Source organism: Pseudovibrio sp. W74 (genome assembly GCF_001623085.1).
Lineage (GTDB): Bacteria > Pseudomonadota > Alphaproteobacteria > Rhizobiales > Stappiaceae > Pseudovibrio.
The window spans coordinates 85605-106285 of the sequence record NZ_LMCJ01000024.1; the positions used below are offsets into that span (position 1 = coordinate 85605).

Sequence of the window (20681 nt, forward strand, 5' to 3'; positions counted from 1 at the left end):
GTTGTTTCAGCGCTAGAGTGCGGGTTTAGTCGCCTGCGTCAATCATCTCATGCTCTTGCTTAGCTGCCTGATTTTCCATCTCTTTTAGCTTCAGAGAAGTTTCCTGCAGTGCTGCGATGTATTGGTCTAAAGCCTGAATTTCCAGATTGGCATTGCTGACATGTTTTGCCATCTCGCCATCCATCACTTGCGGACGGCCAATCAAAAAGCCTTGCACTTCATCGCAGGATTCATTGCGCAGCAGCTCCAATTCTGGTTCAGTTTCAACACCTTCAGCGATAACTTCCATTCCCAGGGCCTGCCCAAGATCGATGACTGCACGGATGATTGCTGCCAGTTCCGGTGTCTGAGTTACACCGCTGACAAAGCTGCGGTCGATCTTCAGACGATCAAACGGGAAGCGGCGCAGATAGCTGAGGGAAGAGTAGCCGGTACCGAAGTCATCAAGCGCGATGGTGATGCCTAACTCTTTGAGTTGTCTCAAGGTATTGAGCGCGCGGCGGTCGTCGTGGATCAACACACTCTCGGTGATTTCCAGCTCCAGACGCTCCGGAGATAGCCCACTTCGCGCCAATGCACCTTCAACTTCCTGTATGAGGTACTCATCACAGAACTGCACTGGACTGAGATTCACCCCCACACGATACCGCTCCGGCCATTGAGAAGCTTGCGCACAGGCTTCATTCAGAACCCAGCGGCCAATCGGAATGATCAGACCACTTTCCTCCGCAACCGGGATGAAGTTGTTCGGTCCAATTTGGCCTTTTTCCGGATGGTTCCAACGCAGAAGAGCCTCGAAGCCGACAATGGAACGGGTGTCAGAGCGTGCCTGCGGTTGGAAGTGAAGCTGAAGTTCCTCATTTTCCAATGCGTTACGCAGGTCGCCTTCCATTGTTCTTCTCAGCAGGATGGCCTCTTCCATCTTGTCCTCGAAGAATGCGAAGGTGTTTCGGCCAGCTTCTTTAGCCTCATAAAGCGCGATATCCGCCTTGGACATCAGCTCATCCGGGTCCGTCCCATGGTCTGGAATCAGCGCGATGCCAATGCTGGCGCTCGTTCTGACCGTGATGTTGTTGCCAACATGGATCGGCTTTGACAGGACCTCTAGTATTTTGTTGGTCAGCAGACCGACTTCAGCCGTTGTCTTCAGATTGACCTGAATGATCGCAAACTCATCCCCGCCGAGACGGGCGACTGTGTCGTGATGGGTGACGCATGCATTGAGGCGGCGAGCCACTGTCTGGATGAGTTTGTCACCAATTGGGTGGCCATATAAGTCGTTGATATCTTTGAAGCGATCCAGATCCAGCAGCATGACTGCGGAGATCGTTTGTTCTGCGTTTGCCTGGTTTTTGATTGCTTTTTGGAAGCGCTCGCGGAAGTAAGTGCGGTTCGGCAGGCCGGTCAACATGTCATGCTGAGCGAGGTGGAGAATGCGCGCTTCGTCTTCTTTCTGCTTACGCATATCACGTACAGCTGAGACACGAAGGTTCTCGTCTGCCACTTCCATCAAGCGACCACGAACTTCAATCGGAATACGCTCTCCAGACTTGCTTAAAAGCATGACTTCGTTCGGGGTTGGCTCATTGGCCAGAATGCTCTCACGCGCTTTTTCGCGGAAGTCTGGCGCGACATGAGACAGCAAACTGGTCCCGCGCATCTCACCTGCCTGATAGTCCAGCAGCTCGTAGAGCACGTGGTTACATTCCACGATAATACCGTCTGTCGAGATGGCCAGGCCTTCGAATGCACCTTCTGCAAATGTGGCGAGTTTGCTGAGTTCTTCCTGCTGCTTACTGTTTGATGTTTCGCTGATTTTCCGCCGTTTCTCGTCGCTCTGAAGCTTGTCGAGGAACGTGTTGAAGAGCGAAGCGAGGCGTTCTTGTGAGTCACTGTCCCGTACCGGCAAGCGCTCATCCAGCTTGGCGTCATGCCAAACCAACTTACCGATCAGATTCTCCATCTGGCTGATGGTGCTGACAATCGGCGTTTCATTCAGATCAATTTCGTCGGCTTTGCGGAACTGCTTTGCAAATTTGAAGGCCGTAAACAGGATTAGACCTGACAAGAAGGCCCAAAGGATGGTCAGTAAAGCTCCAACTGCCTGAAGTATAAGGTTATCCAGACTGAACCCAGCCAGCGCATGGTCTGCTGGTAGTGCGGTTGTGAAGCCGAAAAGGCCAATGAGAGAGCCAATGCCAAGGCTGGTGTAGTAAATGATGACTTTGTGGGTCTTTGACCTTGCATAGATAATGCGGGCGACTGCTATAGAAGCAGCTGAGGCCGTCAGAGCAATAAGTGCGACGCCTGCAACCGTCAGATGCTGGGCATTTCCGAGAACGGAGGACAAGCCGCCGATCATGCTCAGCAAAATGGTTGGGTACATGACCTTGCGCGGTGCGAAGAAGCCGAGGGCGACTCCCAATAGTACCGAGACGCCAGTTGCGACAAGGACGTTGAAGATTGCGCTGCCCAGCTCTCCTGAGTAAATGCTTGTGTTACCGACAGAAAAGCCAATGCCGCCAACGGCCATCAGCGCCGCGCCTGCTTTGATCTGCAGCACATTGTAGTTTTGTGTGTTGTGCAGAATGTACTCAGGTAACGCTGGTGAGTTTCTTAGTCCGGTCACTAACATGCCGGAAAAGGCTACGAAGGTTGCGAGCAATGTGACTACGGTACCGCCGCCAATCTGCTCGAAACCAACTGACAGCACGGTGTTTTGGCTAATCGGATGAAGCAATAACCCTTGGACACCCTTCAGGTAGGCAGGGTAGATGACCCCGCCGATTGAGAGTGCGAGAATGATCGTCGCACGCAGTGTCAGCTGATGCGATAGAGGCAGATAAGCCAGAACTGCGATCATCGCTGCCATTGCTGCGTGGATTGCAGCAGCGTGGATGTCCCCCTGTGGTCTGAACTCCACTTGAGACTGCCAGAGGATCAATTGTGCCGTTACATCAGGCAAGTTCAGCGTTGTGTCGATGAGCAGGCATGCTGCTGAACTGATGGCGATGAGGAGAAGGGCACGGTTGAAAAAACGGGTCGCCCGCATACGCTCCTGAACAAACAAGCTGGAATAGACAATTAGTATTCCAAGAACACCAAGCGCGAACAATCCAACAGACAATATGGTCCATAGGTTCTGCTGCTGAGTGAGCAGTTCAGCTTGATTGAGCTGATTGTGCAGGCCACCTGTCGCAGGATCGAAAATCGACGCATACGATGACGCTGACATGAAGTGTATCGATAAACCAATTAAAACGAAAAGGAGCAATACAGGAAGTAAGAGGGCTCGAAAATGCATTTGGGTACCCCAGGAAATTCCTCGGCATAATTGTTTGAAATTATTGCACATTTATTAAGAATTCTAGGGATGAACCGGGTTTAATTCTAAAAAGTATCGAAAAGTGCGGTGCATATGACGTTTATCTGACACTTCCAAAGCAAATTTATGAAAATTGTAAGTAAATGTTTCGTTTAGTGAAATTCTTTATATACGTGAATACTCGTATTTATCTTCAAGTTGAGAGGAAAGAGGGACGGGCTGTCAATTATGATTCTCTTCTCTTTTCACGACAGCATTTAGTTCATTTTTTATGGGCAATTGATGTGCATTGTAGTTCACCATCTTGCTGAAACAACTTTCAGGTGGTCTTGAACGATGCAGTGGTCCAGCTTGTTTTTATACTCAGCGGTTTCGGTTTTGCAGCCAACTGGTGGTGAGCGAGATAACATCTTGCCGAGTTGGAGCTCAACCACAGCGCGCCATGGTATCGTAGAAAGCATTGAGCGTATGGCTCGGGCTGGGAGCCCTGAATATGTGAAACTCGATGACCGTGTTGCTGTTTTGGTTGGCGATGGGGCTTTATGGAGCGACGCTCTGGCTGGCGCGGACAATGAAGTGACGCCACCTGAAGCTGGCGACAGTTTTGGAAGCTTTGCTGTTTATTCTGAGAGTGTACGTGCTCATCTGTCATTACGCGGGCCAAAGGCTGTTGGTGCAACGTATAGAGAGTTCGCTTTTCAGCCTCTGAAAGAGCTGGTGGGCTTTTTAAAAGAGCATCACTTTCAGATTTGGGTTTTAAGCTTTGGAGACCATGAAGTAGACCGCACAATGGCGGAGTTGAATTACGGACTTCCGAGATTTCGGGTTATCGAGGTTACTCCCCACGCAGCGCCGATGTCTTCTACCGACCTTGCCCGAACTATCTGGGAGAGGATAGGAACAGCACCCCAGATTTTTCTTGGACGATCTCACAGTGATCTTGGCTTGCTGAAGCTTGCTGGAAAAGGTGAGGGGGTGCTTAAAATCCAAATTTCTGCCAGCCAAAATGCTTCCACTCAGACACCGGATTCAACTCCCGATGATTCTGGAGAGCAGCAGAACTCCTGGAGCTTTGTGGTTTCTCCTGAGGAGCATTGGCTAAGGAAATATTCGTGGCAGGCACCTTCGGAGAGAACTTATAGCAAGAACTAATAGAAAATACTGAGACTTTCGTTGCAAGCTGCACGAGATATATTTGATCTATTCTAGTTTTAATCGATTGAAAATCTGAGTGCTTTTGTAATGTTGAATAATATCCGATGTTTCTGAGGTAATTTTATTTATTTTGATGAAGATCAATGAAGAGGTGGGGCACTCTGATATTTCTAAATACAGCTTCGGCTGGCACTCGGATGGGGGAGTGTCAACTTTCTTAAAGGCGTGTACCAACGGGTACACGCCTCTTTTTTTGCCTGCAGCTCTGGCGGGTTACAAGGGCCGTTGCATCCCTCTGATTGTTGCTTATCCCAACTGCCTCTTATTTCTAGTTGTGTCTTCTCTTGTAATTTAGGATATTCCCGCTGTTGGGTTCTGTAGAAGCCAAGCTTCTTGGATGAAAAGGGAATGCGGTAGGGATGACCAAAGATGGGCCTGAACCGCAGCTGCCCCCGCAACTGTTACGTGGTGCGTTCTTCATAAAAGCCACTGGAGATGATCTCTGGGAAGGCGGAGGACGCAAAAGCCATAAGCCAGGAAACCTGCCCGACACGACATAAACTCATGACCGCACGGAGGGTGCGAAGAGGAGCATATTAAATGCATATTGAACCGGGTTACGTTTCCGCCGCCAAGGTTATTGCTGCCAATGCAGGTGCCGTTGGCGTTATTGTCTGGGGCTGCAAAGAGCAGATTTCAGAATTCCTGAAAGAGCCGTTCACACCGCTGAAAACGCTATTGGCTGCGGTTTTCTTCTCCATTTTCATGCAGAGCTTCCATATGTCTGTTGGAGCATCGGAACTTCACTTCGTTGGTGCGATGGCGATGTATCTGACGCTCGGGTTTACCCCTGTTCTGCTTGGGTTTGCCATTGGCTTGCTGTTTCAGGCGCTCGCCTTTGATCCGCAGGACATGTACCACCTTGGCGTCAACAGCTTGTCTTTGATGTTGCCGCTGATTGCTGTTCATTACCTGAGTGGCCGTGAGCTGTTTTCGAAGGAACTGACCAAGCGTGTGAGCTTTGCGCAGATTCTGAAGTTAGATGCGATGTATTATGCTGGCGTGACCGGCATGGTTGGCTTCTGGTTGATGATTGGGGAAGTTGCCACGCCGTTTACGGCATGGGCGCAGTTTGCCCTGTCTTATCTGGTAATTGTTGCGTGTGAACCATTGGTCACCTTCATTGCAGTGAAGGGGCTCAAGGCCGTTGAAGACAATGCGATTGTTCGGAACCTGACAGTGGTTCCGCAGCTGAAGCTGGCGTAAATTTTTACGAGCTTGTTTGTTATTGGGGCGGCAGAGTAAACCTGCTGCCCTTTTTCTTGCGTGGAAGTGACCAGGTGTTGTCGTGAAATTCTCCGTTTGAGGAGAAAAAGCGACGGATTTGATCATCGCTGAAGTGTTATGGATTGCCCCTTGGCGCTGCTTCCACTATGAGTGCTCTCCAGAGATTTCATTGTTTACACAGATCAGGAGATGCAGGCAGTCCATGGCGCGCCAGTTCATCTATCACATGCACGGGGTCTCCAAGGCCTACGGTGCAAAAAAAGTACTCGACAATATTCACCTGTCTTTCTACCCGGATGCGAAAATCGGTATCCTTGGTCCAAACGGTGCAGGTAAGTCTACTCTTTTGAAGATCATGGCTGGTCTTGATAAAGAGTACACCGGTGAAGCATGGGCTGCAGAAGGTGCCAAAGTTGGCTACCTGCCGCAGGAACCAAAGCTGAATGAGGACAAGACCGTCCTTGAAAACGTGATGGAAGGTGTTGCGCACAAGCAGGCTCTTCTGGATCGTTATAACGAACTGATGATGAACTACTCAGATGAGACAGCCGATGAAGGCGCTCAGCTGCAGGACATCATTGATGCGCAGGATCTGTGGAATCTGGAAAGCCAGGTTGAGATGGCAATGGAAGCGCTTCGCTGCCCTCCATCCGACTCTCCTGTAAATAACCTTTCTGGTGGTGAGCGTCGCCGTATCGCGTTGTGTCAGCTGCTCTTGTCTGAGCCTGACCTGATGCTGCTTGACGAACCAACCAACCACCTTGACGCTGAGACCGTGCACTGGTTGGAACGCCATCTGCGTGAGTTCAAGGGTTCAGTGCTGATCATTACCCACGATCGCTACTTCCTTGACAACGTGACTGGCTGGATTCTGGAGCTCGACCGCGGTCAGGGCATTCCTTATGAAGGCAACTACTCCACTTACCTTGGTCAGAAAACCAAGCGTATGGAGCAGGAAGGCCGTGAGAACATGGCTCGTTCCCGCGCTATCAAGCGTGAGCAGGAATGGATGGGCATGACGCCGAAGGGCCGTCAGACCAAGTCAAAAGCCCGTATCAATGCTTATGATGCGCTGTTGACTGCTCAAGAAGAGCGTATGCCTTCTATTGAGCAGATCCTGATCCCTGTTGGTGAGCGTCTGGGTAACAATGTTATCGACGTTCAAGGGGTTTCCAAAGGCTTTGGCGATCGTTTGTTGATTGATGATCTGACCTTCAAACTGCCACGTGGTGGTATTGTTGGTATCATCGGTCCAAACGGTGCTGGTAAGTCAACACTCTTCAAGATGTTGTCCGGTCAGGAAAAACCAGACAGCGGTGAAGTGGTTGTGAGTGACCGTGTGCACCTTGGTTATGTGGATCAGTCCCGTGATAAACTGGATGACAGCAAGACCGTTTGGGAAGAGATTTCCGAAGGTGCTGAAGTGATCTATCTCGATAAGAAAGAGATCAACTCACGCGCTTACTGCTCCTCCTTCAACTTCAAGGGTGCTGGACAGCAGGCGAAAGTTGGCGACCTTTCCGGTGGTCAGCGTAACCGCGTGCATCTTGCCAAGGTTTTGAAGTCAGGCGCAAACGTTCTTCTGCTCGATGAGCCGACCAACGATCTTGACACCGAAACACTTGCAGCTCTGGAAGATGCGCTTGAGAACTATGCTGGTTGTGCCGTGGTTATCTCGCACGATCGTATGTTCCTTGACCGTCTTGCAACGCACATGCTGGCCTTTGAAGGTGATAGCCACGTTGAGTGGTTTGAAGGTAACTTTGAAGACTACGAAAAAGACAAGGTTCGCCGCCTGGGTGCACACGCTGCAGACCCAAGCCGCATCAAGTACAAGCCACTTACTCGCTAAGTCTAGCTTGCTTATTGATTTTGAGGACGGCGGAGCAGTGATGCTCCGTCGTTTATTATTATTGTTTTACTTTTTGTCTTTCAGATCCAGTGCATCTGCAACAGTTGAGATCCATTCTGTTGCAAGATCAGGGCTTTCGGGTGATTTTGCAAACTGCCAACCCATTGCGCCTCCAAACTCTTGTTCTGCCTTGTTCAGAGGATCGATGACATATTCAACTAAATCTTCTGCGGGGATATAGCCATTGTTCGCGCTCGGACCGGCGTTACCCTTCGCTGTCGGTTTGCCCACCAGTAGCTTTTCCGCAGGGATGCCTGCTTTTTGAAGGCCAACGATGCTGGTGGATTGAGGTGGGTTGCCTGTTGTACCTGCAACCAACCGGGTTTCATCAGCTGGGGTGTCGCCGACCCATGGACTGTTGTTGTAATACTGAATGTTCAAGTAATCGATGACGTCGTGTGCCTGTTCCATTACCTTCAAGTATGGGCCGCCGTACCAAGTGGGGTCCAGATATGGTGGTTGGGGAGCGTGTGTGATGATGCTCTGATCAGATGGTAAGGCTGCCTTGAGCTTCTGGGAAAGAGAAACCAGAAAGTTCACTGCATTATAATGGTCATCGCTTACAATTGCCGCAGAGTCTTCCCAGTCGATATCAATTCCGTCAAAACCGTTGGTTTTCACAAAATCAGCAAGTGCCGCGACAAAGCTATCAAGATTGTCGTTACATTCTTGCCAAACTGCAGTGACAAAGTCAGCTCCGCCAAGTGCGGCAAGGACTTTGAGGTCTTTTTGCTGAGCCTCTTTTACGGGCGTGCTACCGTTTGGAGAAGCTTTTATAGCTTGCCCCATAGGCCAGTCGGCTGTTAGATCGCATTTGCCATTTGTAAAAGTGGCTCCGCTGATAAATGCCTGAATGCCAATAGTACATTCTGTTTCTGCAAGAGCCGGGAGCGTTGCGTAGGAGTTGTCTGTATAGATGACAAGCTGCTTTTTAGTCATTCTTGCTTTTCCTTTTAATGCGCAAGGTTACGCAAACAGGACGGGCATAGCTGGGCTTCGTGAGCTGCTGTTTGGGCTCAAGGAGAAAGCGTGAAGACAGACTAAAGAGTTTATTAATGTGCTTCCCGATAGTTCAATCGAATTGCTGCTAATTCAGTGAGCGGAGTTCACAAACACTGGGTATTTGTCTTTCGTTTACGCATCTAATGCATATGTACTATTCATGCTTCATACGTAGATATGCTGATGTGACGCATGCGCGTGAATGTTAAATTGATGTAAGTCAACTCTGTGTTCTTCCCCCATCAATCAATAACGGGCACTGTAATGAGCGATACAACTCTGTCTTCTGCTGAAGATCAGCAGGATAATGATCCACTCTTCTTCAAACTTCTTTTCCTTGTTCCAATCATCGGTTGGTTGTTCAAAGATGCTGTGTATGGCAACAGCGAAGCAAAATACTATTTCTGCGCGAACTTCTTTGTTGGCTGGGGTTTGGCAATTGCATTCTTCGGGTATGCTGCGATCATCATCCCTGCACTGTGCCTTGTAGCGCTTGCGTTTACTTGGATTATTGGTGTTTGCCGATAATTTGTAGCTACTGATCTTGCTCGCCGCTTTCATTGGGAGCGGCAAGCAGTTCCCCGGCGGTGATGCTTCCGCCCCATGATGTGATGGTGGCTTCCATCTCATCTGCGACGCAGTAACGAGCAGCGTCCCGGTCCAGACCTTCTTCCAGTAAATCATCGTAGTCAGTATATTGATGGCGCACATAGCTGGTTGTTGCCAGCAGAACCGCAATGTGAGCTGGGAGGTGACGCAGGTGCTGTTGGTTGGCTTTGCTGCGTATTTCCGAAGCATCCAGAAATGGAACATGCGGAATAAGCGTGCTTAGGGCGTCGCTGATCGCTCGTTGTCTTTTGGTTTTGCTCACACATGATCTCTTTGCGCTGGTGTTGCGCGCTAATTTATCATGGATGATGGCAGGCGCGATATTCTTCTACGTGCCATGTTTGTTTTTACTCTTTGGATGGGATCTGGCGAGATGCCGAGCACGTGTTTCTTGTAAATTTCAGAAAAGCGTTGTTCTGGACCATAGAATGCACCTTGAACGTATTCTGCTCCTAATTTTCTCAGTTTCTCTTCGGTGTTTGCATTTTTGATTTCCGAAAGGATGATCTCGATGTTCAAGGCATGTGCGAACTCAGTTGCAGCGGAGAGTAATCGTGCTGTTTTATCATCTTCAAACAGCCGTTCTACAGAGCCCGCGTGTAGTTTGATGTAGGAGATCTTCAGTTTCTGGAAATGCTCAATCTTCAGTCCGCCGGAGTCAAAGTGGTTGATGCACAACTTGACGCCTGTGTTTGTTAGCTCATTCAGCTGACCAATGAGGATATGAGCGTTGGCTCTTAAGAGAACACGCGAGGGGATCTCCAATGTGAACTTGTCTGGCGATACATTGTTTTCCTGTAGAAGGTAGCTGAGATCATCGCAGAACCCTTCCTTTAACACAGAGGGAACGGGGACGCGGAACAGGAACTCCCAATGTTGCATTGGAGTGTTCTGACAGGCGCGCATGGTGTGAATGATGGCTGCAATTGTTGTCTCGCCAAGAACATTACTGAAGCTTGCGCTGTCGAAGATGTTTGAAAGGTCACATCCACGAGCAATTTCTAAAATCTGAGACGGCCATTCTGGCCGTGCCTCCAACATTCGTATTTGGCTTGTTTGGCCGAACCTTATGGGCTGGAAGATTGTTCCGACCTGGTTTTGCAAGAGTGCCTGTTTTGCGGTTTGCTGAAGGGTGACCTGCCGTTCCAACCGGGTACGCATGACCTGATTGAACAGGCTGGCCCGATTTCGGCCCCTCTTTTTTGCATGATACAGAGCTGTGTCGGCACTATCCTGCAGTTCCTTCACAGTGTTTGCGTGGCGTGGGAATACTGCAGCGCCAATGCTGACCTTGGGTCGTATTTCGCTGTGCTCATGATAGATCGGGTGACTGAGAGATACTGGCAATTCTTCAAGCAATACTCTGATCTGATGACATGTGGTGTCTTCTAAGAGCAGTGCAAACTCATCGCCGCCTAATCTGAGAGCGGTGACGTTTTCACATTCCATCTGCTTCAAACGGTCAGAAATAGCCACCAAAGCTGCGTCGCCTGCAGCGTGCCCGTGAGCGTCGTTGATGACTTTCAAATGATCCAGATCGACATAGAACAAGGCCACGCGTTGATCTGGGTTTGTCACGCTTTCTATGGCGTCGGAGATAAGTTGCTCAAAGCTCTCTCTGGTTCGCAGGCCTGTCAACGGGTCAATATTGCAGACTGTGAAGATTTCTCGCGGATTGGCTTGCTCTGGTGGTAGCAAGTATTTTGTTGCCACCTTGGCATTGACTGAGAGTGTGCTGCACAAATCGTTTGTTGAGAGGATGCGGAGCAGACCGGGAACGAGAATTCTTGCCAGGTTTCTGAAGCTTTTGAGCTTTTTGGTCAGGTCTGCATTTATGAGTTGATCTGAAGGTGTGGTTGGCTGGAAATGTGTTCTGGGAAAATGGGCAGTGTTGTTTGCATCGGACTTGCAGAGAATACCCACGACGGCGATCACTCGCTCGTGGAGGGAGAGAGGCATGAGTGCGATGAACTGCGTTGCGAGATGCGATGACCTAGCAGTTGAGGGTGCGTCTTCGCCATTAAACCTATGTGGGAAAATCTGCACATCATCTCCGCAGATTGGAAGTTCCGTAATCTTGGAGAGAAGATTGTTGAGCTGGTTCTTATAGGGATGAATGCTATCTGAAACGAAAAGCTCTGAACCACTCCCTGTTTCTGATTGATTGACCATGATGAAGGTCGGGAGCTCGAACAGTTTCTCGTAGACGCGCAGGACAGACTGAGCGAATGGCTGCGGGGGTATCTCTACTGGATGCAGGTTCGTTTTATATGCCGGGTACTCGATATTGTATTTTGCGTTGCCTGCTTCAGACATCATTCCCACCACTATCAACCAATTATTTACCACGCCCTTATTGATAGGGATTATGTGCTTTTACGCAAAAGGAAAGCGGGGGGCTCTGTGAGAATTAAGGGGCAAGCTTTATGTGAATACTATAAAAATACTAGGTAAATTTTAGGAAAATGGGGATAAGCACCTTCTATTTTTCTGATTTATATGAAAAATGAAATTTCTTATTTGTGCATTACATATGTAGAAGAGTAATTATGATGCATAATCTCTTATGGTTCAAAGACAATACTATTTTATGGGTAAGTTATCAGTGATTCCTTCGCGTTGTTTTCTGATGTTGGTGCACTACAGCTTTTACTTTATTAGGAAAGCTAAAACTTTTCATATAATTTCGATTGTGCTATGAGATGCCTATGAGTGACCGTACGAAAGATCGTTTGATGTACGCGCTGAAATCGCGCGGACCGAACACAGCTGCAACCATGGCCAAACATTTGGGCGTGACGGCTGTGGCCGTGCGTCAACATCTTGATGCGTTGCTGGAAGCTGATCTTGTTGAGTTTGAAGACCTGAAAGGGACTGTGGGGCGTCCTCGCAGAACCTGGCGTCTTTCTGAGACAGGCAACAGGAAGTTTCCTGATAACCATAGTGGTGTGCTGGTTGATCTGCTTGGAAACATCAAAGACCTTTACGGGGAAGAAGGACTCCAGCGCCTCATAGATGCGCGGGCTGATCAATCCCGGAAGTCCTATCTAACTGCGATGAAGTCTGCAAAGACCCTGTCTGACAAGCTACAATGCCTTGCTGAACAGCGCAGTGAAGAAGGGTATATGGCTGAGGTTCTGAAGGATGGCGAGAATGGCTATCTGTTTGCAGAGAACCATTGCTCTATTTGTGCTGCAGCCCGGTCTTGCCAACACTTTTGTCGATCAGAGCTTGATTTGTTTCAGGAGGTTTTGGGAGATGATGTACGCATCGAGCGTGTTGAGCATATCCTGAAAGGTGACCGGCGTTGTCTCTATAAGGTCTCACCCAACTAAGCTGCTCGCGACCTCACGTTCTTTTTAAACCAGAATTGACAGAAGCATTGCCAGTTCCACGCGACTGCTCACGTTAAGCTTTGCGTAGATGTTTTTACGGTGTGTGCGCAGCGTGTTCTTCGTAATATCCAGATCAGCAGCAATCTGAGGTTCTGTTTGCGTGCCAGACAGCTGCTCCAGGACAATCGCTTCCTTATCCGTCAGGCGGAAGAGGGCCGTTGCCTTCTGGATGTTGATTTGCTGCTGGATTTCCAGATCCGTGACGAACAGAAAGAAGAGATCGTCGAACTCAGTATCGACCAGGCGTATGTCGATATGGATCGGGCGCAGAAATGCTTCATCTCTTCTGAGGACGAGCTCTTGCTGTACATCCAGATCAATTGTTGCTGTGGCCAGACTTTGTGCGTTCTGGAACTCGCGCTGGTGGCTCGGGTCGGTGAACTCTAGCCGTCCGGTGCTGACCTTGATCTGAGGTGTTTGCTCAAACAAGCGTTTTGCAAACCCATTACATTGCAGGATGGTTCCATTACCCTGAATAATGGCCACGCCCTTTTGTAGCCGGTCAAGGCTGTCTGCAAGAAACTTGCAGAATGCTTGGTCTACAATATGGGCGGTCTCTTGGTTCAAGCTAGTGGATTCCTGTTTTACACCGAGCAACTAAAACCGGCTGATGGCGTAATAGTGTGCATTTGAGTGGAAGGAAGTTCATCTTAAAAAGAGTCGTTCTTCTAATCCATATTCTATAGCTTAGTGAGAAATCGATAATACGTATGCAGTTGCACGGTATATTTTTCGGTTATTCACAGCAACGGGTTAAATTAACTCGTTTCATTAGTTGGTGACGTTACGCAAACACCTTGCAAGTGCCATGTAATCCTCGCTTTTAGGTGAAGTTTTTCGCCAAATTAAACCTATCCTACGGGAAGGTTGAGGCTCTGCAAACCGCAAAAGTGTTATGCGATCGTCTGCGATTTCTGTATCTGCGCAAATTTCAGGCAGGACAGTGACGCCATATCCGGCAGCGACCATGTGCAGGACAGTTGCTATACTTGTTGCGCCTACGTTAGCTGATTGATTTTGACCAATTGCTCCACAAAAGCTCAGTGTTTGATCTCTGAGGCAGTGCCCTTCTTCAAGCAGCAGCAGGTTCTCACCATGCAGGTCATCTGGTCCCATCCTCTTACGCTCATCTATTTTGCGTGAGCTGGACACAGCTAAAAGGAAATGATCTTCAAAGATAGGTACTTCTTCAAGCTCCGGTTCTTCGATGGGCAGGGCTGCGAGAACAACATCTAGGGTGCCGTGCTTTAGCTCGCTCACCAGAGATGCTGTCAAAGTCTCGCGGAGATTGAGCTGAAGATCAGGATATTGCTTGATAAGAGCAGGTAGCAGCTTGGGCAGAATGTATGGTGCAAGTGAAGGGATGACACCGAGGCGTATGATACCACTCAGTGGGGATGCTGCGTGTTTTGCATAATCCTTAAGGTCCTGCATTTCTCGCAGGATCTGGTTGGCTCTTCTGGCAATTTCTTCGCCCTCCGGTGTGATCCGGATTGAACGTGCGTTTCTCTCGACAAGGCAAAGGCCTAGCTCTTTCTCGAGATCCCGGATCTGCATGGAGAGTGCAGGTTGGGAAACACAGACTTCTTCTGCGGCATTGCCAAAGTGGTGATGCTGTTGCACGGCGAGGAAATAGCGGAGTTGTTTGAACGTAAGCATAAGGATCAGGATATCTTATCAATATAAGAAATTGAATTCACATGTTCTGATCTAATTATTACTGGATTACTGACTTGAAATCATGAAGGGGTGTTGCACTCCATGGTTGCTAGCATGGTGCGACTCAAAACGGTTGGTTTTACGAAATTGACCTTTTGGTAAGGAATTGGGTGAGTGACAGGCCTTAAAACGTTGATGCTGTTACTCATAATTTGGGGACGCTTTGATAAAAAGAACGCATGTCGCAAACAAGTCATTAACGAGTGCGGGTCTGCTCGCAACATAGATGAAGCTTGTTAAGTCTCCGTGATATTTTTGTAACTCGTTGTTGTCACTTACCTTTTTAATTAAATTTCTGAAATCTGTTCTAACGGGAGAAAACTTATTGGTTTTTCCGCTTTTTGAAGCATGCAAATCGCATGTTATTTTTTCTAAATTAACTAAAAATAGAATAGATTGAGTTAGGTTTTGTTTAATCCTGTTCCATAAGTTTTTATCAGTTTGCGTATCCCATCGGTGTTTTAAATGTCATCTGACTTGGCTTCTCATATCGTTGATTTCAAATCTCTCGCGCTTGAGAACAATATTGAGCGACGTTCGGAGCTTGCGCGTCATGTTGCGCTTTTGTTTGCGCGGACATGGGAACGGTGTTCTGACGATCAGATCGATATTTACGATGGTGTGATGCTGCGGCTCTCGGAAATGGTTGAGCGGCATGCGCTGAGTTATATGGCGGAACAGCTTTCTGAAGTGCGACGTGCGCCTGAGCAAACTGTTCGCAAACTTGCTTTCGATGAAATTGAAATTGCAGAGCCGCTTTTACGGAACTCTAACGTGCTGCGTGAAAGTGACCTGGTGAGCATTGCGCGCAGCAAGAGTGATGATCATCGTCTGGCGATTGCGAAGCGGGATGTCATTTCCGAGAATATCAGTGATGTGCTGGTGAATCTTGGAAATACTGAGGTGAAACAGACTGTTGCTGCAAATGATGGTGCAGTGCTTGGTCAGCGCAGTGTGAACTCGCTGATGACTGACGCGAAGGGGGACGAAGTCCTTCAGCTGGCCCTTGGTCAGCGCGCAGATCTGGCAGATGCTCATATTGAAGCGCTTATCAACTTCGCTAGTGAGCAGGTTCGCAAGCTTCTGATCAAAGAAGGCGCGACCGAAGCTGCCGGGAAACTGCCGAAAGCTGCTCGGATTGCAGCTGGCAAACTTTCTAACGAATTCTGGCTAGGCCGGTATGATTTTGAGACTGGTCGTGGCCGCGTGATGGAGCTGGTCCGTGAAGGCAAGCTGACTGAGAATGCTCTGCGTGCTTATGCTGAGGAAGACCGGTTCGCTGAAGCGGTTGCCGCGTTTGCGATGTTGGCTGGCATTGGTCATGCAGAAGCGCAGCATTGGACTGTGCGAAATGACACTGAGCCTTTCCTCGTGGTGTGTCGTGCCTCTGGTTTTGGGATGATGACTGTTCAGGCTCTCCTGAAGATTGGGCCATGGCGTTACCGCCTTTCAAACTCTCAGCGTCAGACTGCGTTAAAGAGTTATCAGGCGCTTGACCAACAAGAAGCCTATAAGCAATTTATTACCTGGAAAGAGCAATGGATGGCCTGATCCATTCAAAAATTTAAGTGGTTTTGTGAGGGGCGTGTGTGCGGCCCTTTTCTTTGGTCAATTTAGTCCAAAAGTCGAATGTTTCTGCCAAAGCAACTTTAGGTGCTGTTCGTGTTTACTCCTGCTGATTGGGTTGTGTAGCCAAAGCAGGATTGATGCAAATAAGAAAAAGCAAAAAAGTTTCTTCTGACAGTTCTAAGGCGGATCGCTTTCTCAATTTCCTTATCTCCTTTCTGACACTCGCTGTTTTGGTTGGTATGGGGCTTTTGCTGCACATCAGTTTTGTTGTTGCGCAAACGCCAGAAACCCAGAACTCAGTTGTTGCAGACCCTATGGTTGATGCTCAGGAAATGGTGGTGCAAAGCGAGTCTATTCCTATGGAAGGGGCACCGCTTGTTTTTGGGCTATCTAATGGACTGGAGCTGTTCTCGCTGGAGAACATTGATCGCTCCAGCCAGTCTCTGAATGCTGTTTTGAAGGATCTTGGGAACTTTCCCAGGCACGTCCACAATGCACTGGAGCGGGCGCGGCCCGATACGAGTGTTTCGTGGGTGTGGCAGATATTTGCGCTGACGCTGTTTGCAGTCACGCTTGGTTTTGTGGTTGAGCTGTTTGCAGACAAGCTGTTTGCTAGGAGGCTTTTACGATTTTATCGCGGGATGCCGGAGAGCAGGGCTGAGAAGATTGGATTTCTGTTCTCAAGGTCATTGGTGCAGGTTGCCGCGATCTTTCTGCATGTGATTGTGACGTTCGGGCTCATTCTTGTTATTTCCGGTAATACAGAGAGTGTTCGACATGCTGCGCTGATCTTTGCGAGTTTTTACTTCTTCTTTCGGCTTTTGATGGTTTTCACGCGGAACTTTCTGGCCGTTGGGAATGAACATCACCGTGTTGTGCCATTGGATGATGACGTTGCCCGGTCATTTCTGAATGCCATTATTCTGTGCGGCGGGGTTGCCTTCTTCCTGCTGGCATTTGGCAGGTGGATGAGCCATTTGTCTCTCAATGCCAATGCTCAACGTATTCTTGACCTTCAAAGCGGGTTGTTTCTGGCGGTTTCTGCTGCGTTGATTTGCTATATTTTTCGCAGGCCTATTGGAGGCTGGTTTTCCGGGGAGTATGCGAGCACTGAGAGGCGGCGGGTTTGGCGGAGGCTGTTCAGCCAAAACTGGCATTTGGGTGCTTTGGCGTATTTTCTGGTGGCGTGGCTGGTGTTTGCCCACCGCCTGCTCTTAGGACTGAGCTATGACAGTCTCCTGTTACTGGCGCCGATTATGGCTATTTTTGCCAGTGTCTTGCTCTACGGTATCTTACTTCTTGTCATTGATAAGTGGCTGTTGCCGCCGATTAACATCGATAAACTGCAGGATGCCTTTGTTGAGGAGATTGTGCAGGTCGAAGAGCAGGCCGGCCATTCCTATAATCCTGAGGAGGTCAATGCTGAAGCCCGAGCGTTGGCGGCAGAAAAAGAGGCTGCGCGGCGGCCCTACCGGCAATTGCTTGATCATGGTGCCCGCCTTGTGACGCTGATGTTTGGTCTTGCGGTGATCGTTGAAGCGTGGGGGATTAATCTTTTCAAGCAGGATGGTTTGTTTGGCAATCTGGTGGAAGTCGCGTTGATCGTGTTCTTTGGCTACATGGCTTACCAGGCCGTTCACATTACCATCCAACGTCAGATTGAAATCTCTGAAAGTGATAAAAGTGGACAGGCCAAGATGGGGCGGTTGGCGACGCTGTTGCCGATCCTGCGGAATTTTCTGCTGGTCTCTATTGTTGTGCTCTCCGGCATGGTTGCTCTTTCGGAGATAGGGGTGAACATTGGTCCTCTGTTTGCTGGTGCTGGCGTAGTTGGGCTTGCTGTCGGGTTTGGCGCGCAAACGCTCATCAAAGATATCTTCTCAGGTGCGTTTTTCTTGCTCGATGATGCCTTTCGAACGGGTGAGTACATTTATGTCACCAATAATGTTGAAGGGACGGTTGAACGGATCTCCATAAGGTCCATGCAGCTGCGGCAGTCGGACGGTCTCCTGAATACGGTTCCGTTTGGCAACTTGTCGTTTGTGAAAAACTCGTCGCGTGACTGGACCATGATGAAGTTGGCGTTTCGGGTCACATATGACACGGATGTCGACCGGATGCGGGAGTTGATCTCATTGCTGGGAGACAAGTTGCTCGAGGATCCTGAGCTTGGCCCGAAGTTTCTGGAGCCGCTTCAATCTCAAGGCATCACGGCTCTGGAAGATTCCGCGATGATTGTGCGGGTCAAATTTACGACGCGACCTGGGGATCAGTATGTTTTGCGGAAGGCAGTGTTTGCAGGCATTCGGGAGATTTTCAACCGCGAGGGCATCACTTTTGCCCATCGTGAGGTGAAGGTGAGGATCGATGAAGGGGCTGCTGGTGGGCAAACTTTCTCTGACTCACAGAAAAAGGCAGTGGGTGGTGCTGTTTTGCCTGTGGTTGAAGAGGATGACCAGAACGGCTCTCCAAAAGCGTAACTGTTGTAATTCCTGGCTTTTTTGCTCTGTTTGCCCCCCCGTAATGTCAGAGTTGATTTTTGATCAGCCAATTTTCAAGGAAAACTCAGAAAAACTATTCCTCTTTTGGTGCGAGAAGGGAATGTTCCTCCTTGTCATCGAGTTATTATACGTATAAAGATATCTTTATATCAGATTATTCGATCAGTTGGTGGCGGTAGTAGGCTTGATAACGACAGTGAACAATGAACCGGAAGGCAAACTCCCTGTAGAGGACCTGGTGGGCTGCTTGCGTGCCTGTGGAGAGACGACGCGTATTCGTCTGCTTGCTTTGCTTGTGCTTGGTGAGCTGACCGTGAAGGATCTTACAGTCATTCTTGGGCAGAGCCAGCCTCGGATTTCGCGGCATCTCAAGCTTCTTTGTGAAGCAGGGGTGATCAAGCGGTATCCGGAAGGAGCCTGGGTTTATTATCGTCTTGGTGAAGGTGGTCCGGCGGAGCTGGCACGGCGCATTGTTGCGCAGAGCGAGCAGGACGATCCGGTACTTGCTGCCGACCATGAGCGATTGGTTTCGTTGCGCCGTGCAAAGGCAGAGGAAGCGGCGGCTTTCTTTGCAGCACGTGCCAACAACTGGGACAAGGAGCGTAGTCTTCATGTGCCGGAAGTTGCCGTTGAAGCTGCGATGCGTGCACTCGTGGGGTCCAAGTCCTTTGATACCCTCCTGGACCTGGGGACGGGAACCGGCCGTTTGCTGGAGTTGTTCAGTGAACAGTACGAGCGTGGCATTGGCATTGATGCCAGCCAGAACATGCTTTCTGTTGCGCGGGCCAATCTGGACCGTGCTGGCTTGCAGAAAGCGCAGGTGCGTCAGGGCGACATTTACGCGTTGCCGGTTGCACCAGACACAGCCGATCTGACTGTGGTTCATCAGGTTCTTCATTATCTGGAAGAACCTGGGCGAGCGATTTTGGAAGCTGCCCGTGCTTTGCGGCCGGGTGGGCGTCTGTTGCTTGTAGATTTTGCTCCTCACGAATTGGAGTTTTTGCGGGAGAAGCATGCGCATCGTCGTCTTGGCTTTTCTCAGGGACAAGTGGGCAATTGGCTTTCCGAGGCTGATCTGGAGCTTGTTTCAACGAATGATCTTACCCCGGGCGCGGGGGAGAAAGACAAATTAACCGTTACCCTTTGGCTCGCTCAGGATCGTCGGGTTGTGACCGACCTGCCTGTAGCGGATCAGACCAAGGAGCTTGCTTAGTTATGAGCGAACATAGTATCGATCGCCGTTTTAGGCTCAATGGAGCCTCTGACATCTCCGTTTCTTTCGAGTTTTTCCCTCCTAAGAGCGAGAAGATGGAGCAACAGCTTTGGTCATCAATCAAACGGCTTGAGCCATTGGCCCCGAACTTTGTCTCTGTCACTTATGGCGCTGGCGGATCGACCCGTGAGCGTACTCACTCTACGGTTTCCCGTATTGTGAATGAGACTGCTTTGAAGCCTGCTGCACACCTGACCTGTGTGGATGCCACCAAGGAAGAAGTGAATGAAGTCATTCGCGCTTACTGGGATGCTGGTGTTCGCCACATTGTGGCGCTGCGTGGTGACCCGGCTGCTGGGCTTGGCGAGCAGTATCACCCGCATGAAGGTGGATATCAGTCTACCGCTGATCTGGTAGCTTCCATTCGTTCCATCGGTGATTTTGAGGTTTCTGTTTCAGCCTACCCGGAAAAGCACCCGGAATCTCCAAGCTGGGAAACGGAACTGGATGTTTTGAAGGCGAAAGTGGATGCGGGCGCGACCCGTGCGATCACGCAGTTCTTCTTCGATAATGATCATTACTTCCGCTATGTGGACCGTGTTCGGGCCGCTGGCATCACGATCCCGATTATTCCGGGTATCGTGCCAGTGACCAGCTTCAAGGGCATTTCCGGCTTTGCAAAGAAGACTGGAGCATCTGTTCCAGGTTGGCTGGCGCACCGGTTTGATGGTCTTGATGACGACCCACGCACCCGTGAACTGGTTGCGGCAGCTGTTGCTGCTGAGCAGGTGATGAGCCTGGCGGATGATGGTGTTGAGGACTTCCACTTCTACACAATGAACAAAGCAGACCTCGTTTACGCGATCTGCCACATGCTTGGTCTTCGCGCAAAACAGGATGTGAAAGCATCCGTCGCTGCCTGAACCCAATCCACGCACATATAAAGATATTTGTCGGATTACGGCCCATTCGTGACCCGCAAAAGTAAAGTACT

At 49.5% G+C, this 20681-nt stretch carries 15 protein-coding genes and 1 riboswitch; of the genes, 9 read left to right on the plus strand and 6 right to left on the minus strand.

The annotated features are described in order from the left end of the window. Positions 1–25: 25 nt before the first annotated feature. Entirely contained in the window at positions 26–3235 is a 3210-nt protein-coding gene (locus PsW74_RS18040) for an EAL domain-containing protein (protein WP_063289980.1), read from the minus strand. A 426-nt stretch (positions 3236–3661) separates the two neighbouring features. Here PsW74_RS18040 and PsW74_RS18045 point away from each other — a divergent pair, with 426 nt between their 5' ends. The 3 genes from PsW74_RS18045 (at position 3662) to ettA (ending at position 7619) form a co-directional block, all read left to right on the plus strand. Beyond that, a complete protein-coding gene (locus tag PsW74_RS18045; protein WP_208988054.1) occupies positions 3662–4477 on the plus strand; it encodes a hypothetical protein in 816 nt (271 codons plus the stop codon). 356 nt (positions 4478–4833) lie between these two features. Beyond that, positions 4834–5045: riboswitch (cobalamin riboswitch) on the plus strand. Positions 5046–5080: 35 nt separating this feature from the next. Beyond that, entirely contained in the window at positions 5081–5746 is a 666-nt protein-coding gene (locus PsW74_RS18050; RefSeq protein WP_063289979.1) for an energy-coupling factor ABC transporter permease, read from the plus strand. A 223-nt stretch (positions 5747–5969) separates the two neighbouring features. Beyond that, on the plus strand, positions 5970–7619 hold the full coding sequence (gene ettA, locus PsW74_RS18055) for an energy-dependent translational throttle protein EttA (RefSeq protein WP_063289978.1): 1650 nt from the start codon (positions 5970–5972) through the stop codon (positions 7617–7619). Positions 7620–7685: 66 nt separating this feature from the next. Here ettA and PsW74_RS18060 read toward each other — a convergent pair whose 3' ends face one another. Continuing rightward, positions 7686–8618: a glycosyl hydrolase family 18 protein gene (locus PsW74_RS18060; RefSeq protein ID WP_063289977.1), complete on the minus strand. Its 933-nt coding sequence runs from the start codon at positions 8616–8618 to the stop codon at positions 7686–7688. A 327-nt stretch (positions 8619–8945) separates the two neighbouring features. Between PsW74_RS18060 and PsW74_RS18065 the strand changes: the two genes are divergently transcribed. Further along, entirely contained in the window at positions 8946–9209 is a 264-nt protein-coding gene (locus PsW74_RS18065) for a hypothetical protein (protein WP_063289976.1), read from the plus strand. Positions 9210–9216: 7 nt separating this feature from the next. Here PsW74_RS18065 and PsW74_RS18070 read toward each other — a convergent pair whose 3' ends face one another. Both PsW74_RS18070 and PsW74_RS18075 read right to left on the minus strand, forming a co-directional pair. Further along, positions 9217–9552, minus strand: coding sequence for a DUF2293 domain-containing protein (locus tag PsW74_RS18070; RefSeq protein WP_057465688.1), 336 nt, complete (start codon positions 9550–9552; stop codon positions 9217–9219). 29 nt (positions 9553–9581) lie between these two features. Next, the gene (locus PsW74_RS18075; RefSeq protein ID WP_063289975.1) at positions 9582–11609 is read right to left on the minus strand and encodes a diguanylate cyclase; all 2028 of its coding nucleotides are present in this window, start codon (positions 11607–11609) and stop codon (positions 9582–9584) included. Between the two features lie 389 nt (positions 11610–11998). Here PsW74_RS18075 and PsW74_RS18080 point away from each other — a divergent pair, with 389 nt between their 5' ends. Further along, the gene (locus tag PsW74_RS18080) at positions 11999–12625 is read left to right on the plus strand and encodes a metalloregulator ArsR/SmtB family transcription factor (RefSeq protein WP_057465690.1); all 627 of its coding nucleotides are present in this window, start codon (positions 11999–12001) and stop codon (positions 12623–12625) included. Between the two features lie 24 nt (positions 12626–12649). Here PsW74_RS18080 and PsW74_RS18085 read toward each other — a convergent pair whose 3' ends face one another. Continuing rightward, the gene (locus PsW74_RS18085) at positions 12650–13252 is read right to left on the minus strand and encodes a helix-turn-helix transcriptional regulator (protein WP_063289974.1); all 603 of its coding nucleotides are present in this window, start codon (positions 13250–13252) and stop codon (positions 12650–12652) included. A 204-nt stretch (positions 13253–13456) separates the two neighbouring features. Then, a complete protein-coding gene (locus PsW74_RS18090; protein WP_063289973.1) occupies positions 13457–14344 on the minus strand; it encodes a LysR substrate-binding domain-containing protein in 888 nt (295 codons plus the stop codon). A 525-nt stretch (positions 14345–14869) separates the two neighbouring features. On the opposite strand from PsW74_RS18090, the gene PsW74_RS18095 reads away from it, so the two are divergent. The 4 genes from PsW74_RS18095 (at position 14870) to metF (ending at position 20610) form a co-directional block, all read left to right on the plus strand. Then, positions 14870–15955, plus strand: a complete 1086-nt coding sequence (locus tag PsW74_RS18095) for a DUF2336 domain-containing protein (RefSeq protein ID WP_057465693.1) — start codon at positions 14870–14872, stop codon at positions 15953–15955. A 155-nt stretch (positions 15956–16110) separates the two neighbouring features. Beyond that, positions 16111–18453: a mechanosensitive ion channel domain-containing protein gene (locus tag PsW74_RS18100; protein ID WP_063289972.1), complete on the plus strand. Its 2343-nt coding sequence runs from the start codon at positions 16111–16113 to the stop codon at positions 18451–18453. 217 nt (positions 18454–18670) lie between these two features. Then, positions 18671–19687 carry a metalloregulator ArsR/SmtB family transcription factor gene (locus PsW74_RS18105; RefSeq protein WP_208860167.1) on the plus strand — a complete coding sequence of 339 codons (1017 nt, stop codon included), beginning with the start codon at positions 18671–18673 and terminating at the stop codon, positions 19685–19687. A gap of 2 nt (positions 19688–19689) precedes the next feature. Beyond that, complete coding sequence (gene metF, locus PsW74_RS18110) at positions 19690–20610, plus strand: methylenetetrahydrofolate reductase [NAD(P)H] (RefSeq protein ID WP_063289971.1); 921 nt, start codon at positions 19690–19692, stop codon at positions 20608–20610. The last annotated feature ends 71 nt before the right edge of the window (positions 20611–20681 follow it).

Bases quoted from the DNA above. Each gene is read 5' to 3' on its own strand.
- PsW74_RS18065 (WP_063289976.1), top strand. From the start codon at position 8,946: ATGAGCGATACAACTCTGTCTTCTGCTGAAGATCAGCAGGATAATGAT.
- metF (WP_063289971.1), top strand. From the start codon at position 19,690: ATGAGCGAACATAGTATCGATCGCCGTTTTAGGCTCAATGGAGCCTCT.
- PsW74_RS18075 (WP_063289975.1), bottom strand. From the start codon at position 11,609: ATGATGTCTGAAGCAGGCAACGCAAAATACAATATCGAGTACCCGGCA.
- PsW74_RS18095 (WP_057465693.1), top strand. From the start codon at position 14,870: ATGTCATCTGACTTGGCTTCTCATATCGTTGATTTCAAATCTCTCGCG.
- PsW74_RS18040 (WP_063289980.1), bottom strand. From the start codon at position 3,235: ATGTCAGCGTCATCGTATGCGTCGATTTTCGATCCTGCGACAGGTGGC.
- PsW74_RS18045 (WP_208988054.1), top strand. From the start codon at position 3,662: ATGCAGTGGTCCAGCTTGTTTTTATACTCAGCGGTTTCGGTTTTGCAG.
- PsW74_RS18100 (WP_063289972.1), top strand. From the start codon at position 16,111: ATGCAAATAAGAAAAAGCAAAAAAGTTTCTTCTGACAGTTCTAAGGCG.
- PsW74_RS18090 (WP_063289973.1), bottom strand. From the start codon at position 14,344: ATGCTTACGTTCAAACAACTCCGCTATTTCCTCGCCGTGCAACAGCAT.
- PsW74_RS18050 (WP_063289979.1), top strand. From the start codon at position 5,081: ATGCATATTGAACCGGGTTACGTTTCCGCCGCCAAGGTTATTGCTGCC.
- PsW74_RS18060 (WP_063289977.1), bottom strand. From the start codon at position 8,618: ATGACTAAAAAGCAGCTTGTCATCTATACAGACAACTCCTACGCAACG.
- ettA (WP_063289978.1), top strand. From the start codon at position 5,970: ATGGCGCGCCAGTTCATCTATCACATGCACGGGGTCTCCAAGGCCTAC.
- PsW74_RS18080 (WP_057465690.1), top strand. From the start codon at position 11,999: ATGAGTGACCGTACGAAAGATCGTTTGATGTACGCGCTGAAATCGCGC.